Source organism: Priestia sp. FSL H7-0729 (assembly GCF_038005685.1).
Taxonomy (GTDB): Bacteria; Bacillota; Bacilli; order Paenibacillales; family Paenibacillaceae; genus Paenibacillus.
Genome location: NZ_JBBOTQ010000010.1, coordinates 170,781 through 188,596, shown reverse-complemented (window position 1 = coordinate 188,596; position 17,816 = coordinate 170,781). Strand labels below are relative to the sequence as shown.

At 48.4% G+C, this 17,816-nt stretch carries 14 protein-coding genes and 14 tRNA genes; 22 read left to right on the top strand and 6 right to left on the bottom strand.

Annotated elements, in window-relative coordinates:
* Window positions 1-66: 66 nt before the first annotated feature.
* The 15 genes from MHH93_RS21265 to MHH93_RS21195 all read left to right on the top strand — a co-directional run bounded on the left by MHH93_RS21265 (window position 67) and on the right by MHH93_RS21195 (window position 1,757).
* Window positions 67-158, top strand: a tRNA-Ser gene (locus MHH93_RS21265).
* Window positions 159-173: 15 nt separating this feature from the next.
* Window positions 174-245 (top strand) — tRNA-Glu (locus MHH93_RS21260).
* A 6-nt stretch (window positions 246-251) separates the two neighbouring features.
* Window positions 252-327, top strand: a tRNA-Val gene (locus tag MHH93_RS21255).
* A 17-nt stretch (window positions 328-344) separates the two neighbouring features.
* A tRNA-Met gene (locus MHH93_RS21250) sits at window positions 345-418 on the top strand.
* A 25-nt stretch (window positions 419-443) separates the two neighbouring features.
* Window positions 444-521 (top strand) — tRNA-Asp (locus MHH93_RS21245).
* A 22-nt stretch (window positions 522-543) separates the two neighbouring features.
* Window positions 544-619 (top strand) — tRNA-Thr (locus MHH93_RS21240).
* A 97-nt stretch (window positions 620-716) separates the two neighbouring features.
* Window positions 717-792 (top strand) — tRNA-His (locus tag MHH93_RS21235).
* Window positions 793-803: 11 nt separating this feature from the next.
* Window positions 804-878 (top strand) — tRNA-Gln (locus MHH93_RS21230).
* A gap of 9 nt (window positions 879-887) precedes the next feature.
* Window positions 888-963, top strand: a tRNA-Lys gene (locus MHH93_RS21225).
* Window positions 964-972: 9 nt separating this feature from the next.
* A tRNA-Leu gene (locus tag MHH93_RS21220) sits at window positions 973-1,060 on the top strand.
* 8 nt (window positions 1,061-1,068) lie between these two features.
* Window positions 1,069-1,143, top strand: a tRNA-Gly gene (locus tag MHH93_RS21215).
* 5 nt (window positions 1,144-1,148) lie between these two features.
* Window positions 1,149-1,225 (top strand) — tRNA-Arg (locus MHH93_RS21210).
* A gap of 16 nt (window positions 1,226-1,241) precedes the next feature.
* Window positions 1,242-1,315: transfer RNA gene (locus MHH93_RS21205), tRNA-Pro, on the top strand.
* A gap of 11 nt (window positions 1,316-1,326) precedes the next feature.
* Window positions 1,327-1,397: transfer RNA gene (locus MHH93_RS21200), tRNA-Gly, on the top strand.
* 180 nt (window positions 1,398-1,577) lie between these two features.
* Window positions 1,578-1,757: a hypothetical protein gene (locus tag MHH93_RS21195; protein ID WP_500055638.1), complete on the top strand. Its 180-nt coding sequence runs from the start codon at window positions 1,578-1,580 to the stop codon at window positions 1,755-1,757.
* Window positions 1,758-1,981: 224 nt separating this feature from the next.
* Here MHH93_RS21195 and MHH93_RS21190 read toward each other — a convergent pair whose 3' ends face one another.
* Both MHH93_RS21190 and MHH93_RS21185 read right to left on the bottom strand, forming a co-directional pair.
* On the bottom strand, window positions 1,982-3,031 hold the full coding sequence (locus tag MHH93_RS21190) for an ABC transporter substrate-binding protein (protein ID WP_500055637.1): 1,050 nt from the start codon (window positions 3,029-3,031) through the stop codon (window positions 1,982-1,984).
* 94 nt (window positions 3,032-3,125) lie between these two features.
* Window positions 3,126-4,808, bottom strand: a complete 1,683-nt coding sequence (locus MHH93_RS21185; RefSeq protein WP_500055636.1) for a helix-turn-helix domain-containing protein — start codon at window positions 4,806-4,808, stop codon at window positions 3,126-3,128.
* Window positions 4,809-4,955: 147 nt separating this feature from the next.
* Here MHH93_RS21185 and MHH93_RS21180 point away from each other — a divergent pair, with 147 nt between their 5' ends.
* Window positions 4,956-5,381 (top strand): hypothetical protein, encoded by a 426-nt coding sequence (locus tag MHH93_RS21180; RefSeq protein ID WP_500055635.1) that lies wholly within the window; start codon window positions 4,956-4,958, stop codon window positions 5,379-5,381.
* A 251-nt stretch (window positions 5,382-5,632) separates the two neighbouring features.
* Here MHH93_RS21180 and MHH93_RS21175 read toward each other — a convergent pair whose 3' ends face one another.
* Together MHH93_RS21175 and MHH93_RS21170 are read right to left on the bottom strand one after the other, a co-directional pair.
* Window positions 5,633-6,493, bottom strand: a complete 861-nt coding sequence (locus MHH93_RS21175; RefSeq protein ID WP_500055634.1) for a hypothetical protein — start codon at window positions 6,491-6,493, stop codon at window positions 5,633-5,635.
* A 128-nt stretch (window positions 6,494-6,621) separates the two neighbouring features.
* A complete protein-coding gene (locus MHH93_RS21170; protein WP_500055633.1) occupies window positions 6,622-7,548 on the bottom strand; it encodes a LysR family transcriptional regulator in 927 nt (308 codons plus the stop codon).
* A gap of 199 nt (window positions 7,549-7,747) precedes the next feature.
* Between MHH93_RS21170 and MHH93_RS21165 the strand changes: the two genes are divergently transcribed.
* From MHH93_RS21165 to MHH93_RS21140, 6 genes are all read left to right on the top strand, one after another.
* Complete coding sequence (locus MHH93_RS21165) at window positions 7,748-8,764, top strand: ABC transporter ATP-binding protein (RefSeq protein ID WP_500055632.1); 1,017 nt, start codon at window positions 7,748-7,750, stop codon at window positions 8,762-8,764.
* Window positions 8,765-8,843: 79 nt separating this feature from the next.
* Window positions 8,844-9,917: an ABC transporter substrate-binding protein gene (locus MHH93_RS21160; RefSeq protein ID WP_500055631.1), complete on the top strand. Its 1,074-nt coding sequence runs from the start codon at window positions 8,844-8,846 to the stop codon at window positions 9,915-9,917.
* Window positions 9,918-10,043: 126 nt separating this feature from the next.
* Window positions 10,044-11,714: an ABC transporter permease gene (locus MHH93_RS21155; RefSeq protein ID WP_500055649.1), complete on the top strand. Its 1,671-nt coding sequence runs from the start codon at window positions 10,044-10,046 to the stop codon at window positions 11,712-11,714.
* On the top strand, window positions 11,711-13,339 hold the full coding sequence (locus tag MHH93_RS21150; protein WP_500055630.1) for an MBL fold metallo-hydrolase: 1,629 nt from the start codon (window positions 11,711-11,713) through the stop codon (window positions 13,337-13,339). The genes MHH93_RS21155 and MHH93_RS21150 overlap by 4 nt, the downstream gene beginning before the upstream one ends.
* Before the next feature lie 228 nt (window positions 13,340-13,567).
* Window positions 13,568-14,797, top strand: a complete 1,230-nt coding sequence (locus tag MHH93_RS21145) for an anhydro-N-acetylmuramic acid kinase (RefSeq protein ID WP_500055629.1) — start codon at window positions 13,568-13,570, stop codon at window positions 14,795-14,797.
* Between the two features lie 125 nt (window positions 14,798-14,922).
* On the top strand, window positions 14,923-15,762 hold the full coding sequence (locus tag MHH93_RS21140; protein WP_500055648.1) for a MurR/RpiR family transcriptional regulator: 840 nt from the start codon (window positions 14,923-14,925) through the stop codon (window positions 15,760-15,762).
* A 151-nt stretch (window positions 15,763-15,913) separates the two neighbouring features.
* Here the strand turns inward: MHH93_RS21140 and murQ are convergent, their stop codons facing one another.
* Window positions 15,914-16,819 carry an N-acetylmuramic acid 6-phosphate etherase gene (gene murQ, locus MHH93_RS21135; protein WP_500055628.1) on the bottom strand — a complete coding sequence of 302 codons (906 nt, stop codon included), beginning with the start codon at window positions 16,817-16,819 and terminating at the stop codon, window positions 15,914-15,916.
* Between the two features lie 21 nt (window positions 16,820-16,840).
* On the bottom strand, window positions 16,841-17,803 hold the full coding sequence (locus MHH93_RS21130) for an N-acetylglucosamine kinase (RefSeq protein WP_500055627.1): 963 nt from the start codon (window positions 17,801-17,803) through the stop codon (window positions 16,841-16,843).
* Between the last annotated feature and the right edge of the window lie 13 nt (window positions 17,804-17,816).

Sequence of the window (17,816 nt, the reverse complement as noted above, 5' to 3'; positions counted from 1 at the left end):
AGTTGGTAGAGCACTCGACTGTTAATCGAGTTGTCACAGGTTCGAGCCCTGTTCGGGGAGCCATATGGAGAGGTGTCCGAGCTGGCCGAAGGAGCACGATTGGAAATCGTGTAGGCGTCACAAGCGTCTCGAGGGTTCGAATCCCTCTCTCTCCGCCAGATAATTTTTAGCAAGGCCCGTTGGTCAAGGGGTTAAGACACCTCCCTTTCACGGAGGTAACAGGGGTTCGAATCCCCTACGGGTCATAATATGGAGGCTTAGCTCAGCTGGGAGAGCATCTGCCTTACAAGCAGAGGGTCGGGGGTTCGATCCCCTCAGCCTCCACCATATTACCTTTATAACGACGCGGGGTGGAGCAGCCCGGTAGCTCGTCGGGCTCATAACCCGAAGGCCGCAGGTTCAAATCCTGCCCCCGCAATTAACTTTCTTTGAGAAAGTATTATGGAACCGTGGTGTAGTTGGCCTAACATGCCTGCCTGTCACGCAGGAGATCGCGGGTTCGAATCCCGTCGGTTCCGCCATTTTTAATTAAATATACACCTTGCCGGTGTAGCTCAACTGGTAGAGCAACTGACTTGTAATCAGTAGGTTGGGGGTTCAAGTCCTCTCGCCGGCACCATTTTTAGTATTTACATATGAATTTGTGATAGAATGTATATTACAAATGAAATTGTTAATACTAAGATTCTCTTAGTGGATGAATGGCTTACTCTATGGCGGTCGTGGCGAAGTGGTTAACGCACCGGTTTGTGGATCCGGCATTCGGGGGTTCAATTCCCCTCGATCGCCCCATGATTTTTCAATGGGGATTAGCCAAGCGGTAAGGCAACGGACTTTGACTCCGTCATGCATAGGTTCAAATCCTATATCCCCAGCCATTTCATTACGAGTCATTAGCTCAGTTGGTAGAGCACCTGACTTTTAATCAGGGTGTCGAAGGTTCGAGCCCTTCATGACTCACCATTATATTTTGCGGTCGTGGCGGAATTGGCAGACGCGCACGGTTCAGGTCCGTGTGGGCTAACCCCCCGTGGAGGTTCGAGTCCTCTCGACCGCACCATATGTTTTGCGGAAGTGGCTCAGCGGTAGAGCATCGCCTTGCCAAGGCGAGGGTCGCGGGTTCGATTCCCGTCTTCCGCTCCATATTTGCGCCCTTAGCTCAGCTGGATAGAGCGTTTGACTACGAATCAAAAGGCCGGGAGTTCGAATCTCTCAGGGCGCGCCATTATTTTCATAAGTATCGGGATGTAGCTCAGCTTGGTAGAGCACCTGGTTTGGGACCAGGGGGTCGCATGTTCAAATCGTGTCATCCCGATTTTTTTATTTGCGGGTGTAGTTCAATGGTAGAACTTTAGCCTTCCAAGCTAATAGCGTGGGTTCGATTCCCATCACCCGCTTCCTAGTAACATACAGAAGAGCCTTTGCTTATAGCAAGGGCTTTTTTTGTGTTAAAAAGAATAAGTGTAATGTATTTAAAATAGGGTCAATTGTCATTTGATTAAGGTTGGAATCTTTGTTTAAATAAATAGATCAATTCGTATCTGATTAACGGTATTTATAAAGGAGGACGAACAGTAATGAAAAGAGCTCTGGTCATTGGCGGAAATGGAACATTCGGTAAAGCCGTTGTTGCGAAACTGAGAGATTATTCCGTTGAGTTTATTGGATTTAATCCTGTACCTGTAGAGAAAGCGGCTAATACGTTTATCCAGAGTGCACTTGGGATTGAAACAGCCCAAAATTTTAAAATATATTAAAAGCCGGACAGTTATATATGATTTTGATGATTACCTATCCCTAATTAATTGTAGAATGAGGAAGGTGTACATGAAGTACATTTAGCTGTTAAGCATGTAGAATGATTTTTCATGAAACGGGACTGAATGAGACCATTTGGAATATTAAATATAAAGGAGATTCACCGAAAATCCGGGGAATCTCCTTTTGTTTGCTGTGGATGAAACAGATGGTATGTTTACTATTATGGAGCAGGTAGTCCAAGAACTTCGAGCATTTCATTTCGTTTGAGCGATTCGGCAATGGGACCGTCAATGAGCCATTTCTTAGCATTGAGGACATAGACATGACCATTTTGGACAGCGGGTAGGCTTTTCCATACTTGGAGTTGCTGGATTTCGTTGAGTTCATCTTTTGTTTTTTGCAACGCTTCAGCTGATCCATCTGAGCTAATGGAAACGATAAACAGATAGTCTGCTTTGATTTCAGGCAAAAGCTCTACCGAGATACTGGCATTCATCCGTTCCGGATTCTCTACCTCAAGTTTGGTAACGAGAGCGTCGGGCGTGAATCCAATTTCATAACCCGCTCCTACATAACTGGAAGCTGGGAATGGCGTGGATGGAATGGACGAGAAGAACAAACGCATATCTTTCTCTTCTAGGCGCAGGAATGCTGCTGTAGGTTTGGTCTTGGTGATATCGGCTGCGAGCTTCTGAGCTTCAGTTACTTGATCTTTATTTTTTTGTAAAAGCTGTTCAGCCCGCTCTTCAATATCCAGTGCAGTAGCTACCTGCACGATAGATTCCTGCCAATTACGGCGATCATAAGTAATGGTAGGCGCGATCTTCTCGAGTTGTTCGAGAATTTTGGCATCCAAACTGGCATTGACAATAATAAGGTCCGGATTCGCGCTGACTACAGCTTCAAAATTGACACTCTCATTGATGGGTTCGACAGCCACGCCTTGGGCTTCAAGTTGCTCATTCAGGTAATCTTGCCGGCCAATAGGTGTAGCAAGTACCAGTGGTACCTCCAAGGAGAGGAGAATGTCCTCCATATTAATCGACACGATCCGTACAGGATGTACCGGGATTTCTTTGCTTCCACTGGCGCTCTCCACGGTCTTAGTAGCTGATTCAGTGGATGAGTGCCCATCTGTCCCCGCAGCTGATTTTACGCCATCTGTAGATGGCTGCGAAGTGCTTGCAGGTCTCTGTCCACACGCAACAAGTAACATGGCGAGTATGAACAGGATCCCCGTTATTTTGACATAATGTTGTTTGTACATCATAATCCCCCTATGTTTATATTGATATTGATTCTCAGTACACTTTATATTGTAGCGGTCTCATGTTGGGGGAGACATAGCCTTCTGTGCTATCCGGTCATGGATTAATGTGCTGAACGCCACCAAAGAGTTTAATGGTTTCATCGATAATTTGATCATGGGCATATGGTGAATAATCCAACCAAGGCATTTCATCTAGCAGATATACATGCTGGTTCTGCACGGGCATCAAGTCTTGCCATAGCTGAGTATGTTGTAGTTTATGCCAACGTTGCTGGGATTCTGAGTCCTGATCCACAATCAGTAACATGCGATCTCCAACCATTTGAGGCAACTCCTGTTCATCCAATGCACGATAGACTTGTCCTGGAAGCAGATCGTATGAAGGGGACACGCCCAGGTCGTTATATAGAACAGCACCCCCATTGCGTCGCCCGTAGATTAACAGATGACCCATCATGATATGAATGATGGAGACTGTATCCTTACCGATTAAACGAGTAAGCTGCTCTTTGGCATGGATTACCTTGCCATCATACTGCTCCAACCATTGCTGAGCTTCTTGTTGCTGTCCCACAATGGAGGCAACTTGTACGAAGTGTTCCCGCCAGCTCAATCCTTTCCATGGGATAACGATGGTAGGCGCAATTCGCTGCAGCGTTCTTTTTAACGTATGGGCTTCGTACTCATTACAGAGTATGAGGTCCGGGCTCGCTTGCATCAACAACTCAACGTTGGTTTGCCAGATATGAGGATTCATGCGTTTGCTACGTCCCAGATGATAAGGGATATTCGAGAAAAACAGATTCCTGTGTTGATCACGTCGGTTATCGATCAATGCCGCATGAGGGATGATCTGTAATGCCAGCAGGTGGCCAGTCGTTCCGAAGGAAAGGGCAGCGATTTTACTGCGTTTCTGCCGTTGATAGGTAGAGGGAGACACACCAACATATTTTTTGAATTTGCGGCTAAAGTAAAATTCGTCTTGAAAACCGACCTGTGAGGCGATGTGCTTGATGGTTTGTCCGGAGACGAGTAGCATCTCTTTGGCCCGGTCCATTCGGATCCCATTCACATATTCCATGGGACTGATGCCAGTCCGGTTTTTGAAGACACGGGAATAGTGCCATACACTCATACCTGCCACTCCGGCAAGAACTTCCCGAGATAGATGCTCAGCATATCCAAGCTCAATAAGTTCAAGCGTTTGATCCAATGCAGAGGTATGTGCGGGATCTCCTAACACACTCTCTTTGGGAGGGGCATACACATGAGTCAACAACTCATGCATCAAAGTCTGGATACGAAATGGACGATTTTCTTGAGGTACAGAGATACATTCATGGAGTTGCGAGGCGATTCTAAGACATTCCTGAAAGAGTTCATGGGGTAATTCATCGGCGTAGGACGAACGAAGTAACCCATTTTGGTATACCTCCATTACAGTAGATCCAGAAATGGTTTTGTTCATATTTGAAATGGGCTTTAACAGATCAAAATAAATCGCGAGTCCCTGTAAAGGATGAATTTCATCCGGTGTATATTCTATCGATGTTCCTGGCAGGATCAGATATATTTTGCCGAGTGCGGCATGATTTTGCCTATGCCCAATACGGATATTGGCTTCACCGCCAGTACAGATGAGCAGAAGGTGTGAATCCTTTAATATGAATGGGGGGAGAAAAGACGCTTGATCGAGAACTTCGGATGTCTTGAATCTTGCATATAGGTCACGGGTATGGTCACCGTTGGATATTAGTGGAAAGACTTGCAAAGTCACTAGAATCCCTCCTTAACTTGCAATAGTAACATTACATATGATGTATTTGAGAATCATTATCAATTATTGCATATTGTCATACAAATAAGAAGTCCATATGATAATATGAAATGATATACACAAGAGAAAGCGAAGGGGGTATATAGAATGTGGTTTATACTTGGTTTTATTATCTTAGTTTTGATATTTGGTATTCGAACGACGAGTCGATCCAATAAACTAAAACAGCAGTTCGGATCAAGGTTACATGCAGTAGGGATTCATCAGTCAGGGCTTCCACAAGTTGCGGAAGGCAGGCGGGTGGATGTGCTGATAGGTAATGGGAACTTATATATTCAAAGTGGTCAGCAAACGTTTGAACTCTCATTAAGAAAAATCGGGAGTGCAGGATATCCAAAAAGAAGAGGTAGCTCAAATTCGAGAAATTATCTCGTAATACACTACGAGATGAATGGTAGGGTACGTCCGATAGTATTAAGATTTATGAAGCCTGCGCACGCTAAAGCATTTCTATGGGAAATCGAGGGCCAGCTATTCGCGCGAAACTCAAGTGATGGAATTGTAAGACTTTAAAAACTCTGATCATTTAACTGCGTAATTTTCCACTATAAATTGAATTGATATAGGTTACCGAGTTGAAAAATAGCCAATACATATTTACCTTCATCCAAACTGTTGAGCGAATAACCAGTAAAATCTCAACCGATGTTAATTGTAGAATTACTTAAATACAGATCATTTAATTCACTACACAAAAAAAGACAAGTCCCTCTCCTACGATATCCGCTGGAAGAGGAACTTGTCTTTTTAATTAGAGCTTGCGATTAATATCTTTCCAGAATCGTCTGTGTTTTCAAGCCATCAGCCGGAATCAGCCAGTTGTTGTTCTCCAGCAACTGCAGCAGTTGGGTACGCAGTCCGGATACGGCTACAGCATCATCGGTTTTGAAAGAAACCTCTACGATATTCTCAATACCTGTACCTGCTGCGTTGCGGATTGGCCATACTTCGAATGTAAGCTCTTGACCATTCCATGTACCTTCATATCGTTGGAATGTGATTGGGCCATATGCATGGGATTGAGTCAATTGCTGCTTTCCCCAGTTGGAGGCAGACCAGTTTTTCAATTTGCCCGGAAGCTTGTCCAGTAACATGTTCAAGGCTTCTTGCTGCGAAGGAAGTTGGACTCCTGTCGCTTTGGTATCGACTTTTTTGGTGTTGGAGAAGCTCAGCGTCTGTTTGCCGTATCCCCAATCAATTTCAGCCTCGTAGTTATCATCTGATTTGTCGAATCCCTCTTGGTTAGCCAGAGTCAGCGCTGCGTTGATATCGCCATTGATTACAGGGTAGCGTTTTTTATAAGTCAATTCGTAGTTATTCTTGTCATCTTTTTTGCGAAAACGAACGTTCCATCCTTGTTGATCCAATCCGAGAGCATTGGTGTCGAAGTACTCTACGTTAATATTTCTTGGCGTGGAACTCAGGCCGAGGGTCTGAATCACTTCACTGCGTGGTGTCCCATCTGTATTGAGCACGAGTTCCGGCTTGGCCAGAAACTTTACTTCATAAGCAGGAACTGCATTGGCAGCAGCTGAGGCTTGGGGCGCTCCCAGAAACGTCAGTCCACTTCCCAATGTTACGATGCTCAGCATGAATGAGGCGGTTACCTTTTTCCACTTTTTCAAAACCAATCACTCTCCTAATCTGGATTAACGTACAGATCCCACTTTATCGTCCGAGTATCTGAAAGCGATTAACGGGGAGCGCACATTGCGTTAACCCTGCATAGATTTGATGAATGGCAAACGATAGTTTATAGAGGATCAGGGTAATCCACGATAGAAAGGGAGGAGTCTTGACTCACCTCTCGCAGCACTTCTTTGAAGCGATTTACCTGAACTGAAGGATGGCGGTCCTTGTTATGTACGGTGTATATATGGCGCGGTGCCTGTTCTCCGGGAATGGGAAGAACCTGAATGAGCCCATGCTGCTCCTCCCACCGTACAGCCATCCGAGACATGAATGAGATGTGCCCTCCGATTAACACGAGCTGTTTGATTGCTTCCAGGGAATCCATCTCCACCGTACTGCGCAAACGAATGTCATGCTGCACGAGCCATTGGTTGGTCAGCCGCCGAGTACTGGATTCGTCGCCATGTAAGGCAAAAGGAATCTGCGCGATATGGTCAGGTGTCAATACATCCTTCTGGGCCAAGTCATGCCGCGGAGAGCAGATTAATACCAAGTCATCTTCACACAGCGTCTCAGCTTGCAGAGCGGGTCCGACAAATGGCTCCGAAGAGATCACCCCCAGATCAATCTGATGCCGAATTAACATCTCGCGAATAACAGGTGATGGTTTGACGGATAGGACGATACGAATGCTCGGGAACTCCTGAGAAAAGGTGTTGAGTATGCTGGGCAACAGATATGTAGCCGGTACATAGCTTGCCCCAATGTGCAGGGTGCCCCGATATAGACTGTCATATTCCTTTACTACCCGCCTTGCCTCTTGGGTAAGAGCATTGATTTTGACTGAATAGTGGAGCAGGGCCTGTCCGGCCTCCGTTAGAAAGGTCTTCCCACTACGCGATTCGAATAATCGCACGCCCATCTCTTCCTCCAAGGACTTCATATGAAATGTAACGGTGGGTTGTTTGATCCCCAGTAACTCGGCCACGCTTGTCATGTGATGATGCTTGTCGATTAGCTCAACAATTTGCAGTTTGATCAGATTCAATGTCCCAACACTCCTCTCACTTCTATTAGTTCACCTACTATAGATTTAATCTATGAACATCAACAGAATTCATCTAAAAAGTTAATTCCAATTTTACATACAAGACATACAACTCGCGAAAGCGGACGTTAGACTGAGAACAGTGCAAGAGATTATGTAACAAAATAGATCAAGTAACAGAAGACAGGCAGGGATGCTTATGAAATTGGAGATCACGGGAATTCAAAAATCATTTAATCAAACACCCGCACTACTGCCGACAGATCTAACGCTTGAACATGGCAAGTTCACGACACTGCTTGGCCCATCGGGCTGTGGCAAAACAACACTGCTCCGTATGTTGGCCGGGCTGGAACAGCCGGATGCGGGGGAGATTCGTGCAGATGGTCAGTGTATCTATTCTGCGGCGAAGCGGATTGATATACCGACACACAAGCGTAATCTGGGCATGGTGTTTCAGGATTTTGCATTATGGCCGCATATGACCGTATATGAAAATGTAGCGTTTGGCCTGAAGGCCGGAAAACAGAAATTCGATCTGCGGCAAAAGGTGAATGAAGCCCTTGGCATGGTTCGCCTGCAAGGTATGGAAGATCGTTATCCGCATCAGCTGTCTGGTGGACAGCAGCAACGGGTTGCTTTTGCCAGAGCCGTAGCCGTCAGACCTGGTGTGATCCTGTTCGATGAGCCACTAAGTGCACTGGATGCTGTACTTCGGGAAGAGATGCGGATTGAGATGATGTCCTTAGTACGGGATATGGGGCTAACTGCGCTATACGTCACACATGATCAGATTGAAGCGATGTCGATGTCGGATGAGATTGTGGTGATGCAGAAGGGACGGATATTGCAAAAGGGAAGCCCGGAAACGATCTACTCGGCACCAAGTGATTCGTATGTCGCTTCGTTTATCGGAAAGTCCAACTGGCTCACGCCTAATCAATCGATGGTGCGTCCAGAGCATGTCACCTGGAACAAAACAGGTCATGACGATCTGTGTTATCCGGGAACTGTACTCAGCGTCAGCTATGTAGGTGAACGCTACGAAGTGCGAGTGCAGATGGAAGGGCTCGGCGTATGGACAGCCTATATGAACCAGAGAGTACGCGTAGGGGAGAAGGCTCAGCTCTATGTTGCTCCCGAGCGGATATGCCGCATGGATGGACAGGATGGCGAAACTAACAATCACCGAGAAGCTATCGCAGCAGCTAATTAACAATGAATTAATGTATGAACTCAATCAAGAGCAGTACAGGTTGAACAACTTAATCAGAAACCAGGGGAGATGGATGAATATGTTGGGGATGAAAACACGGAAAAAGAGTGGAATGCTGTTATTAACGGCGGTTATGAGTATCAGTTTGTTCGGATGTAGTACGGGTAACACAACGACAGGCAATGCGGCACAACCCGCGGGTGAAGGAAACACAGCAGCGGCGGCGGAAACAACGAAACCGGCTGGTGGAAAGCTGGTATTGTACAGTGCTGGCCCACAGAAACTGGCCGATAACATCGTGAGTGGATTTACAGACAAAACAGGGATCGAAGTCGAGATGTTCCAGGGAACAACAGGCAAAATCCTGGCTCGTATGGAAGCAGAGAAATCCAATCCGGTAGCAGACGTTGTAATCTTGGCCTCCTTGCCTTCAGCACAGGCGTTGAAAGCCGATGGTTTGACCATGCCTTACCCCGAAGCAGCCAATGCGGACAAGCTGAACAAGGACTGGTCGGATGCAGAAGGCAACTATTTCAGCAGTAGTGCTTCTGCACTGGGTATTGTGTATAACACCAAACTGGTATCTACACCCCCAACAAGTTGGGCAGAGCTTGCTACGCCGGCGTGGAAAGATGCAGTAAACATTCCCGATCCTACATTATCAGGTTCAGCACTCGACTTCATCACAGGATATCTGAGTGCGAATGGTGAAAAAGGATGGGATCTGCTGAGTGCTTACAAAGCCAATGGAGTAGCGATGGCAGGAGCCAATCAGGAAGCCCTTGATCCGGTCATTACAGGTGCCAAAAGCATCGTAGCCGCAGGTGTGGATTACATGGCATATTCCTCCAAGGCAAAAGGCGAACCACTGGATATCGTATATCCTGAGGAAGGCACAGTCATCAGCCCAAGACCGGCAGCGATCCTGAAATCCAGTCCGAATGTAGAGAATGCCAAAGCGTTCATTGACTATCTGTTGTCTGATGAAGCACAGAAGCTCGTTGCAGATGCTTATCTGATCCCGGGCCGCGAAGACATTGAAGCGACTAACCGTGCCAATGTGAAGGATATTCCACAACTTAAAGTGGATTGGAACTGGATGAGCGAACATGGCGAAGAGACAGCAGCGCGTTTTTCCGAGACGTTTAAATAAGTGTTTTTCATAAATCCAAAGAGCGTCTTTCAATAAGCAAGGTATAGAACGAATACTTCTATTCATCTAATCATACCTGCTGTCTGTGGAAAGTCATGTGAGGTGAACGTAGTGAAACCTGGTGGAATGGACAACAACCGTATTTTTCGGAGAGTGGGCGTGATTCTGGCCCTCTTTCTGCTGACTATAAGCATTGGCGTGCCGCTCTTGCTGATTTTCTGGCAAAGTGTCTATGTGGACGGACAATGGGACTGGATGGCTCCGATTCGCACGATTACAGGTCATCATCTATCTGGTGTGTTGCTGAATTCCGTCTGGCTTGGCATTTGCGTTGTAGCGGTAACCACGCTGCTGGCGCTGCCGCTGGCCTGGATGATGGCGAAGACCCGCATGGGTGAGCATCGCTGGGTGGATGTAATCCTGATGATTCCATTCATGACCCCGCCGTATATCGGCTCGATGGGCTGGATTCTGTTTATGCAAAAAGGGGGTTATCTCCAGCAGTGGGTGCCTTCATCTGCGGGCTGGAGTGAGCTTTTCTTCAGCTTCTGGGGCATGGTGCTCATCATGAGCCTGCACCTGTTCCCATTCCTGTATCTGCTGCTTCGGGATGCATTGATTCGCATCGGGGGCAATCTGGAAGAAGCGGGGGCTGTGCACGGTGCACGTGCAGGGTACCGTTTCAGACGCATTATTTTACCCTTACTGTTGTCGTCCTACGGCATGGGAATCATGCTGGTCTTTGTCAAAACGATTGCGGAATTCGGTACACCAGCAACCTTCGGGCGCAAGATTGGCTATTATGTCATGACCTCCGAAATTCATAAGTACATCTCCAGTTGGCCGATTGACTTCGGCAAGGCGACTTCACTGGCATCGGTGCTGTTGTCCGTCTGTCTGGTGATGTGGTATATGCAGTCTGCGATGAGCCGGAAGTTCACGTATCGTCTGGTTGGTGGCAAAGGGCAACGTTCGAAGCGATATTCTCTTCGTGGCGGAGCAGGATGGTTGTGCGGGGCATATCTTGCGATCCTGTTGATCCTGTCGGTAGGTATCCCGTATTTCTCCATTATTGCGGCTTCGACCATGAAGCTAAGGGGATCGGGACTCGCTTTTGATAATCTGACCTTGGATCATTACAAGGAGCTCTTATCTTGGGGATCGGTAAGTATGAAGGCCATCGGGAACAGTCTGGGATTATCCCTCGCGGCTTCAACTGTTGCGGTTATTATCGGTACGGGATTTGCGCTTGCGATTGGCAGGTCATCTTCATTCATGCAGCGTGTGATTGACTTGTTCAGTCTGTTGCCTAATACGGTCCCAGGTATCGTGATGGTCGTGGGTCTGATTCTCTTCTGGAACTCACCATGGATGCCAGTGACGTTGTATAACACCTATGGCATGGTTGTGCTCACGTACGTTGTTCTCTTCTTGCCTTACACCGTGCAGTATGTCAAATCGAGCTTCACCCAGATTGACGGAACCTTGTTCCAGGCTGGGCAGGTCTTTGGCGGGAAGCCGCTGTATATTCTGCGGCGAATCCTGATCCCATTGATTCTGCCCGGCATGCTGGCGGGCTGGATGATGACCTTTACGATTGCTACCCGGGAGCTGGTAGGTTCGTTGTTGATTCTTCCACCGTCGATGCAGACGTCGGCTACGTATATTTTTGCACAGTTTGAACAAGGTCAGGTATCCCTCGGAATGGCGATGGCCGTTGTAACTGTAGGCATGACGGTGCTCATGCTGCTTGGAATTGAAATGCTGAATTCAAAGAGAAAGTGGAATGCATCATGATCAAACTGAACGTATGGGGCGGTGCAGGCGAACATGGGCGTTCCGCCTATCTCCTGAGCGGGAGCCGGTTTCGCCTTTTGCTGGATTGTGGTGTCAAAAAAGAAGGCACGGGCCAGTATCCGCTGATTGACCCGGAGATTGTTCCGCAATTAGACGCGGTTCTCTTGTCTCACGCCCATGAGGATCATTCGGTCGCTATCCCTTTGCTGTATAAGATGGGCTACCAGGGTGAAGTGTGGACGACAAGGGAGACGAGAGAGCAGCTGGGTACGTATTTTCGGGCATGGCGCAGCAACATGGAACGTGCAGGACATGTAATACCATATGACAAAGCTGACGAGCTGCGTATTCAATACAGGTTCCTGGAGAACGAAGCAGAGCGAGGCCACTGGTTTGAAATTATACCTGGGGTGGCAGCAATCTGGGGGCGTAGCGGGCATCTCGCGGGTTCGGTCTGGTTCGGTCTGGAGATGGAGGGCAAGCGGGTTCTGTACTCCGGCGATTATACGTCGGAGTCCATGCTTCTACAGGATGACAATGTGGCCGACGGATTCCGGCGGGCTGACCTGAATCGCCATAGCCGCGTATGGGCTGTTCCTGTTCCAATGAAAAGCCTTCAGGACATGTCCGGAGCACCCCATGAAAAGACGGATGCGAGCACCGAACAGGCCATCGAGTTGGGAATGGGTCAAGCTATGGGACAGACGCTGGATAATCAAGCAGCATATGCTCAGGCCCTCGCTGCTACCGGATCTACCGGATCAGAGACAGCACTAAGCTTATCTGCTGGGGTACACAGCCAAATCCTTACCGAGCAAATGCACATGAGAGAGCGTATGGAAGCCATAGCATCCATGTCTGACTTATCTCAGGTTAAGCTTGATCTGGCAATCGTGGATGCTGCCTATGGTACGGACCAGGATACGCAGGGCGATAAACTGCAACAACTGGAGAGCGCAATCAGAAGTACGATTGCTCGGGGTGGCAAGGTGTTATTGCCTATGCCTGCGGTGGGCCGCGGCCAGGAGATTATTCTGTGGGCGCAGCAATATTTTCAGGGCATTCCCATGATTGTGGAACAGAAACTGGTGGATGGGATGACACAGTTACATCGTGTTCCCTATTGGCTCAGGATGGAAGAACGGGTTGGGGAAGTTTCGTCTGCGGACAGTATCAATCATTTTCTGAGCGGAGAAGGTTGGGATAAGACATCTACCGAGGAAGAACGTCTGCAGTTGTTGGAACAACATCATGCTTCCCTATGGTTTGTCCCGGATGGCATGATGCAGTCCTCACTTGCACATTGGTACTACGAAAGATGGGCATCGGATGAAAAAAATCTGATTCTGCTCACCGGGCATGCTGCTGCCGGAACATTTGCCGATGAGTTATTGAAAAATCCGGAGGCGCATGGAAAATGTGAAGTAAGGAAATTACGTTATAAAGTTCATCAGGGTTGGAGGGATGTTGAGCAGATGCTGGGCCGGATTTCAGCTCGACATACGGTACTTGTGCATACCGATCTTGCGGAGACGGAACGTTTGAGACAAGGTTTGCTTGATGAAGGTTCGTCTGCGGAAGCTGATATCTATGCGTTGTCTCCAGGAGATGAGTTATCCTTTTAAAAGGGGGTAAGAATGAACAGGTTTTCGCTGAGGGCGAGAGCCTGTTTTGGTGTACCTTTTTTGCCTTCCAATCGGAAATAGCAGAAAAAGATACAAAGAGATCCGATAATGTACGCTGCGTGTAATTTAATTTTACATATAGTTTGACTTGTGAAATTTTATATCATATACTGGGTAAAATGTTGGCAGATGACGTGATCATCGGGTCTTGCAGGAGGTTGGAAATGGATGGATACAGGCAGCTATCCGATGTGGGAGAAGTATCGTTTGAAGCAGGAGCATCTGGTCATCGGACTAATGTCAGGGACGTCTCTGGACGGAACAGATGCGGCGCTGGTGCGTATTCAAACCGATATGAGCGGGGCATTACAGCAGATTGAGCTGGTTGATTTCGTCTGTGTGCCGTATTCGAATGGATTGAGAGACGTACTGATCCGGTTATGTTCACCGGGGACAGCACGTATCGACGAGCTGACAGCCGCGCATTTTGGTGTATCGGAGTGGTATGCGCATAGTGTTACGGAACTGATGCGGTCTGCCGGTATCTCAACGCAGCAGGTGGATATGATTAGCATGCATGGACAGACGGTATGGCATGCTCCTGTAGCATCTCCATTTCCAGGGCCAACGGGGGCAAGTATTGATGTGGTATCGACATTGCAGATCGGTGAATGTGCTGTCGTTCGAGAACGGACAGGACTGCCAGTGATTGGCAACCTGCGAGCAAGGGACATGGCGGCTGGTGGGGAAGGTGCTCCGCTTACGCCTTATGCGGATGCTCTGATGTTCCGCAGTCCGACGGAAGGGCGGCTGGTGCAGAATATCGGCGGCATTGGAAATGTAACGGTACTTCCATCCGAGTCATCTACCGAAGGTGTTTCGGCTTTTGATACGGGACCGGGCAATATGGTGATGGATGCCATTGTGCGGCAGGCAACGGATGGGCAGCAGCATTATGATCCGAGTGGAAGCATTGCCGCACAGGGGAAGGTCGATCAGGGTCTGGTAGATCTGTGTTTGGAGGATGAGTATTTCAAACGACTACCGCCGAAAAGTACCGGGCGGGAAGTATATGGCGCTGCTTATGCAGTGAGACTGATGGAGATGGCCGCAGCACGTTCCTTAACGCTGGAAGATACGCTGGCTACTGCTACCTGTCTGACCGCGGAGACCATCGTGCGTGCGGTGAAGGATTTTATCCTGCCCAAAGTGCACATATCGGCCATGCTCGCCTGCGGTGGGGGCACTTCCAATGCCACGTTAATGGAGATGATCCGTCATAGACTTCCAAAGGATATTCGTTTGGAACGAACAGCAGATTACGGCATACCCGATGATGCCCGGGAAGCCATTGGATTTGCTTTACTTGGCCATGAGGCACTTATGGGCAGAACCAATACACTCCCGGCAGTAACTGGCGCGAGACACGCCGTAATCTCAGGCAACCTGACACTGTAGTAAGACCAGCCTTCTATTGGAGTTCAGTTATGGAAGGACGAGGAATTCAGTTAGACGCGAGTGAAATTATAAGATAAAATGCTTGTACATGAATGCAGTATGGAAAGGAGGAGCGAATGGAGAGCATGAAAGGTGGACTTGTACGTTTACGCGCATTAATGGATGACCTGACCCCATCGGAACGGAAGATCGGAGCTTATATTCTCGATCACCCACAAGAAACCGTCCAGTCATCAGTGGCACAGTTGTCCGAACGCAGCGGGGGCAGCCCGGCGGCTATTATTCGTCTCTGCAAATCGCTCGGGGTAACGGGTTTTCAGGAACTGAAGCTCAAGATTGCCGGAGATTTGCAGACGGATGAGCAATATAATTATACGGAGATTCGTCCCCAGGACTCTATGGAGAGCATTATTCAGCATGTGTCCGCAAATAATATTCAGTCGGTGAAGGATACGGTTCATATTCTGGACCCACGTCTGGTGGAAAAGGCAGTGGATGTGCTTCATCGGGCAAACCGGATTTTTTTCTATGGGGTAGGGGCCTCGAACCTGATTGCGCTGGATGCACATTACAAGTTCATGCGAATCAATCGCACAAGCTTTTCGTTCGCCGATCCGCATATGCAGATTTCATCCGCAACGACGCTCCGCGAAGATGACGCGGTGGTATGTATCTCGTATTCAGGAGAAACATCGAACGTGATCTCCTGTCTGAAGCATGCTCGTGAAGGCGGCGCTGCAACGATTAGCATTACCAAGTGGGGGAGCAATACGCTCAGTAGTATGGCGGATGTGCCCCTGATGATTACGTCCACCGAAAGTGATATTCGGAGTGGAGCAACATCGTCACGGATTGCCCAGTTGAACGTGATCGATATATTGTATCTGGCGATTGCCAGCCGCGACTACAACCAGTCGGTGGAGTATTTGGAGAAGAGCCGGCAGGCTATTCTGGAGCATAAGTGAAGTAGAATCATATGAATCCCCTTTCTGTTTATCATACAGGAGGGGATTTTTTGACGCGAATGATATCCGCTTTTTGTATAAAAAAAGCCCAAAAAGAGCCCAGACTGATGTCAGGCTCTTTCAACTTCAAGGACGATGCACCCTGCTTGGTTCAGGAAGGACCGGCAATGGCGCTGCGGACAAATCCGTCAGCTAGATCCAGTCTTCGCTGAGCTTCCACGGCATCCACACCAGCCATCAGCATGACGATTGCCGTTTTTACATGACCGTCTGCACCGGCAAAGGCCTGTTCAATGTCCGCTTCGCTCGCTCCGGTTGCCAGATGGATCATGCGTTTGGCCCGATGGACAAGCTTTTCGTTCGAAGGATTCAGATCGACCATGAAATTACGGTAAACCTTGCCCAGACGAATCATAGCGGTAGTGGTGAGCATGTTCAGAATCATTTTCTGGGCGCTGCCAGCCTTCATACGTGTTGAACCCATGACAACCTCTGGACCGACAACAGCCTCGATGCTCACATCTGCCAAAAGGGTCATCGGCGTACCTGCGTTGTTACTCAGGCTGATCACCGTAGCTCCAATCTCCCTGGCGTGTCTCATCGCACCCAGCACATACGGCGTTCGCCCACTGGCTGCAATGCCAACCACGACATCGTTTTCGTCTAAGCCATATTCAACGAGGTCCGCCGCTCCCAATTCCTCACTATCTTCAGCACCTTCAACGGGGTCCTTCACTGCCCGGAATCCCCCTGCAATAATACCCTGCACCATGGAGGGAGGGGTTCCATAGGTAGGCGGACATTCTGAAGCATCAAGTATCCCCAATCGTCCACTGGTGCCTGCACCTACATAGAATAGTCTGCCGCCAGACTGAAAGGCCTCCAAGATCAGGTCCGCCGCTTGGGCAATGACCGGGATCAGGGGCTGAATAAGCTCTGCAATCCGTTGATCTTCCTTATTGATCAGTTCCATAATTTCTGCCGATGGCAATTCATCTATATGATCCGTTAGTGGATTGGGTTGTTCCGTTACTAATGAGTTCAGCATGTGATTCATCTGTACGGCCTCCTTCTCTCTTTAGAATGATTCATTCAGGGAACGGCGTTTTCTTGCCAGTAGTGCTGCACCTACCGATGGAGCAGGGGCGTCTTCACGATATACAAATTCCAACTCTCCATAATATCCCGATAACTTCTGGATAAATTCATTTCGGAAAAGTGCAGCGTATCGAAACAGTGATCCGGACAGGACAACCGGAGTGGATGCAAATTCGGGATGACGTGCAATCAGCGCTTTGGCGGTATCCGCCAAATGTGTGGCCTCATCGATGATCAGTGCCCGGGCAGCCTCGTCCCCGGATTCAGCTGCGTCTATAGCAAGGCGGGCGATGGATGCTGTCTCGCTTTTGCCCCAATTCGTCTGATAGACCAGCGACTTTAACTCCGATATATCCCGAAGGTTCAGTTTCTTTAGAAGAAGCGGGGTTAAACGGGTCGGAGGAAGAACACCATCATAGCTCTGCATGACCGCTTGGAGTGCACGTTGTCCAATACGATAGCCGCTCCCTTCATCTCCGAGCAGATGACCCCAGCCTCCTGCACGGTATCGTTCTCCTTCCAGCGTAAATCCGTACACGATGGACCCTGTTCCAGAGATGCACAATACACCGTGAGTATGTCCTAGAGATGCCATCAGGGCAATCTCTCCTTCGGATACAACCCAGACAGGACAGCTTTCTGATCCCTGTCGATTACGACTCTTCATATAGTTATTTACTGCGTCGGCTATAAGTTGCCGTTCTTGAATTGTGTCTATACCTGACATTCCGAGACATATACCTTCACAATTTGTCGACAAATCACTTTTTAGATTGAGTAGCTGTTCCAGCACTCGTTGCAGTTCGGAAAGGGCCTGTTCCAGGGGGACGCTGTGAGGATTCGTGGGACCGCCGCTGAGCCGGGCGAGAATTTCGCCAGATTCAGAAATGATTGCTGCATCAGTATTGGTACCGCCTCCATCTACGCCAACATATACTCGCAAAGTGGCTCACCTC

Bases quoted from the DNA above. Each gene is read 5' to 3' on its own strand.
- MHH93_RS21195 (WP_500055638.1), top strand. From the start codon at position 1,578: ATGAAAAGAGCTCTGGTCATTGGCGGAAATGGAACATTCGGTAAAGCC.
- MHH93_RS21190 (WP_500055637.1), bottom strand. From the start codon at position 3,031: ATGATGTACAAACAACATTATGTCAAAATAACGGGGATCCTGTTCATA.
- MHH93_RS21180 (WP_500055635.1), top strand. From the start codon at position 4,956: ATGTGGTTTATACTTGGTTTTATTATCTTAGTTTTGATATTTGGTATT.
- MHH93_RS21165 (WP_500055632.1), top strand. From the start codon at position 7,748: ATGAAATTGGAGATCACGGGAATTCAAAAATCATTTAATCAAACACCC.
- MHH93_RS21160 (WP_500055631.1), top strand. From the start codon at position 8,844: ATGTTGGGGATGAAAACACGGAAAAAGAGTGGAATGCTGTTATTAACG.
- MHH93_RS21155 (WP_500055649.1), top strand. From the start codon at position 10,044: ATGGACAACAACCGTATTTTTCGGAGAGTGGGCGTGATTCTGGCCCTC.
- MHH93_RS21150 (WP_500055630.1), top strand. From the start codon at position 11,711: ATGATCAAACTGAACGTATGGGGCGGTGCAGGCGAACATGGGCGTTCC.
- MHH93_RS21145 (WP_500055629.1), top strand. From the start codon at position 13,568: ATGGATACAGGCAGCTATCCGATGTGGGAGAAGTATCGTTTGAAGCAG.
- MHH93_RS21140 (WP_500055648.1), top strand. From the start codon at position 14,923: ATGAAAGGTGGACTTGTACGTTTACGCGCATTAATGGATGACCTGACC.
- murQ (WP_500055628.1), bottom strand. From the start codon at position 16,819: ATGAATCACATGCTGAACTCATTAGTAACGGAACAACCCAATCCACTA.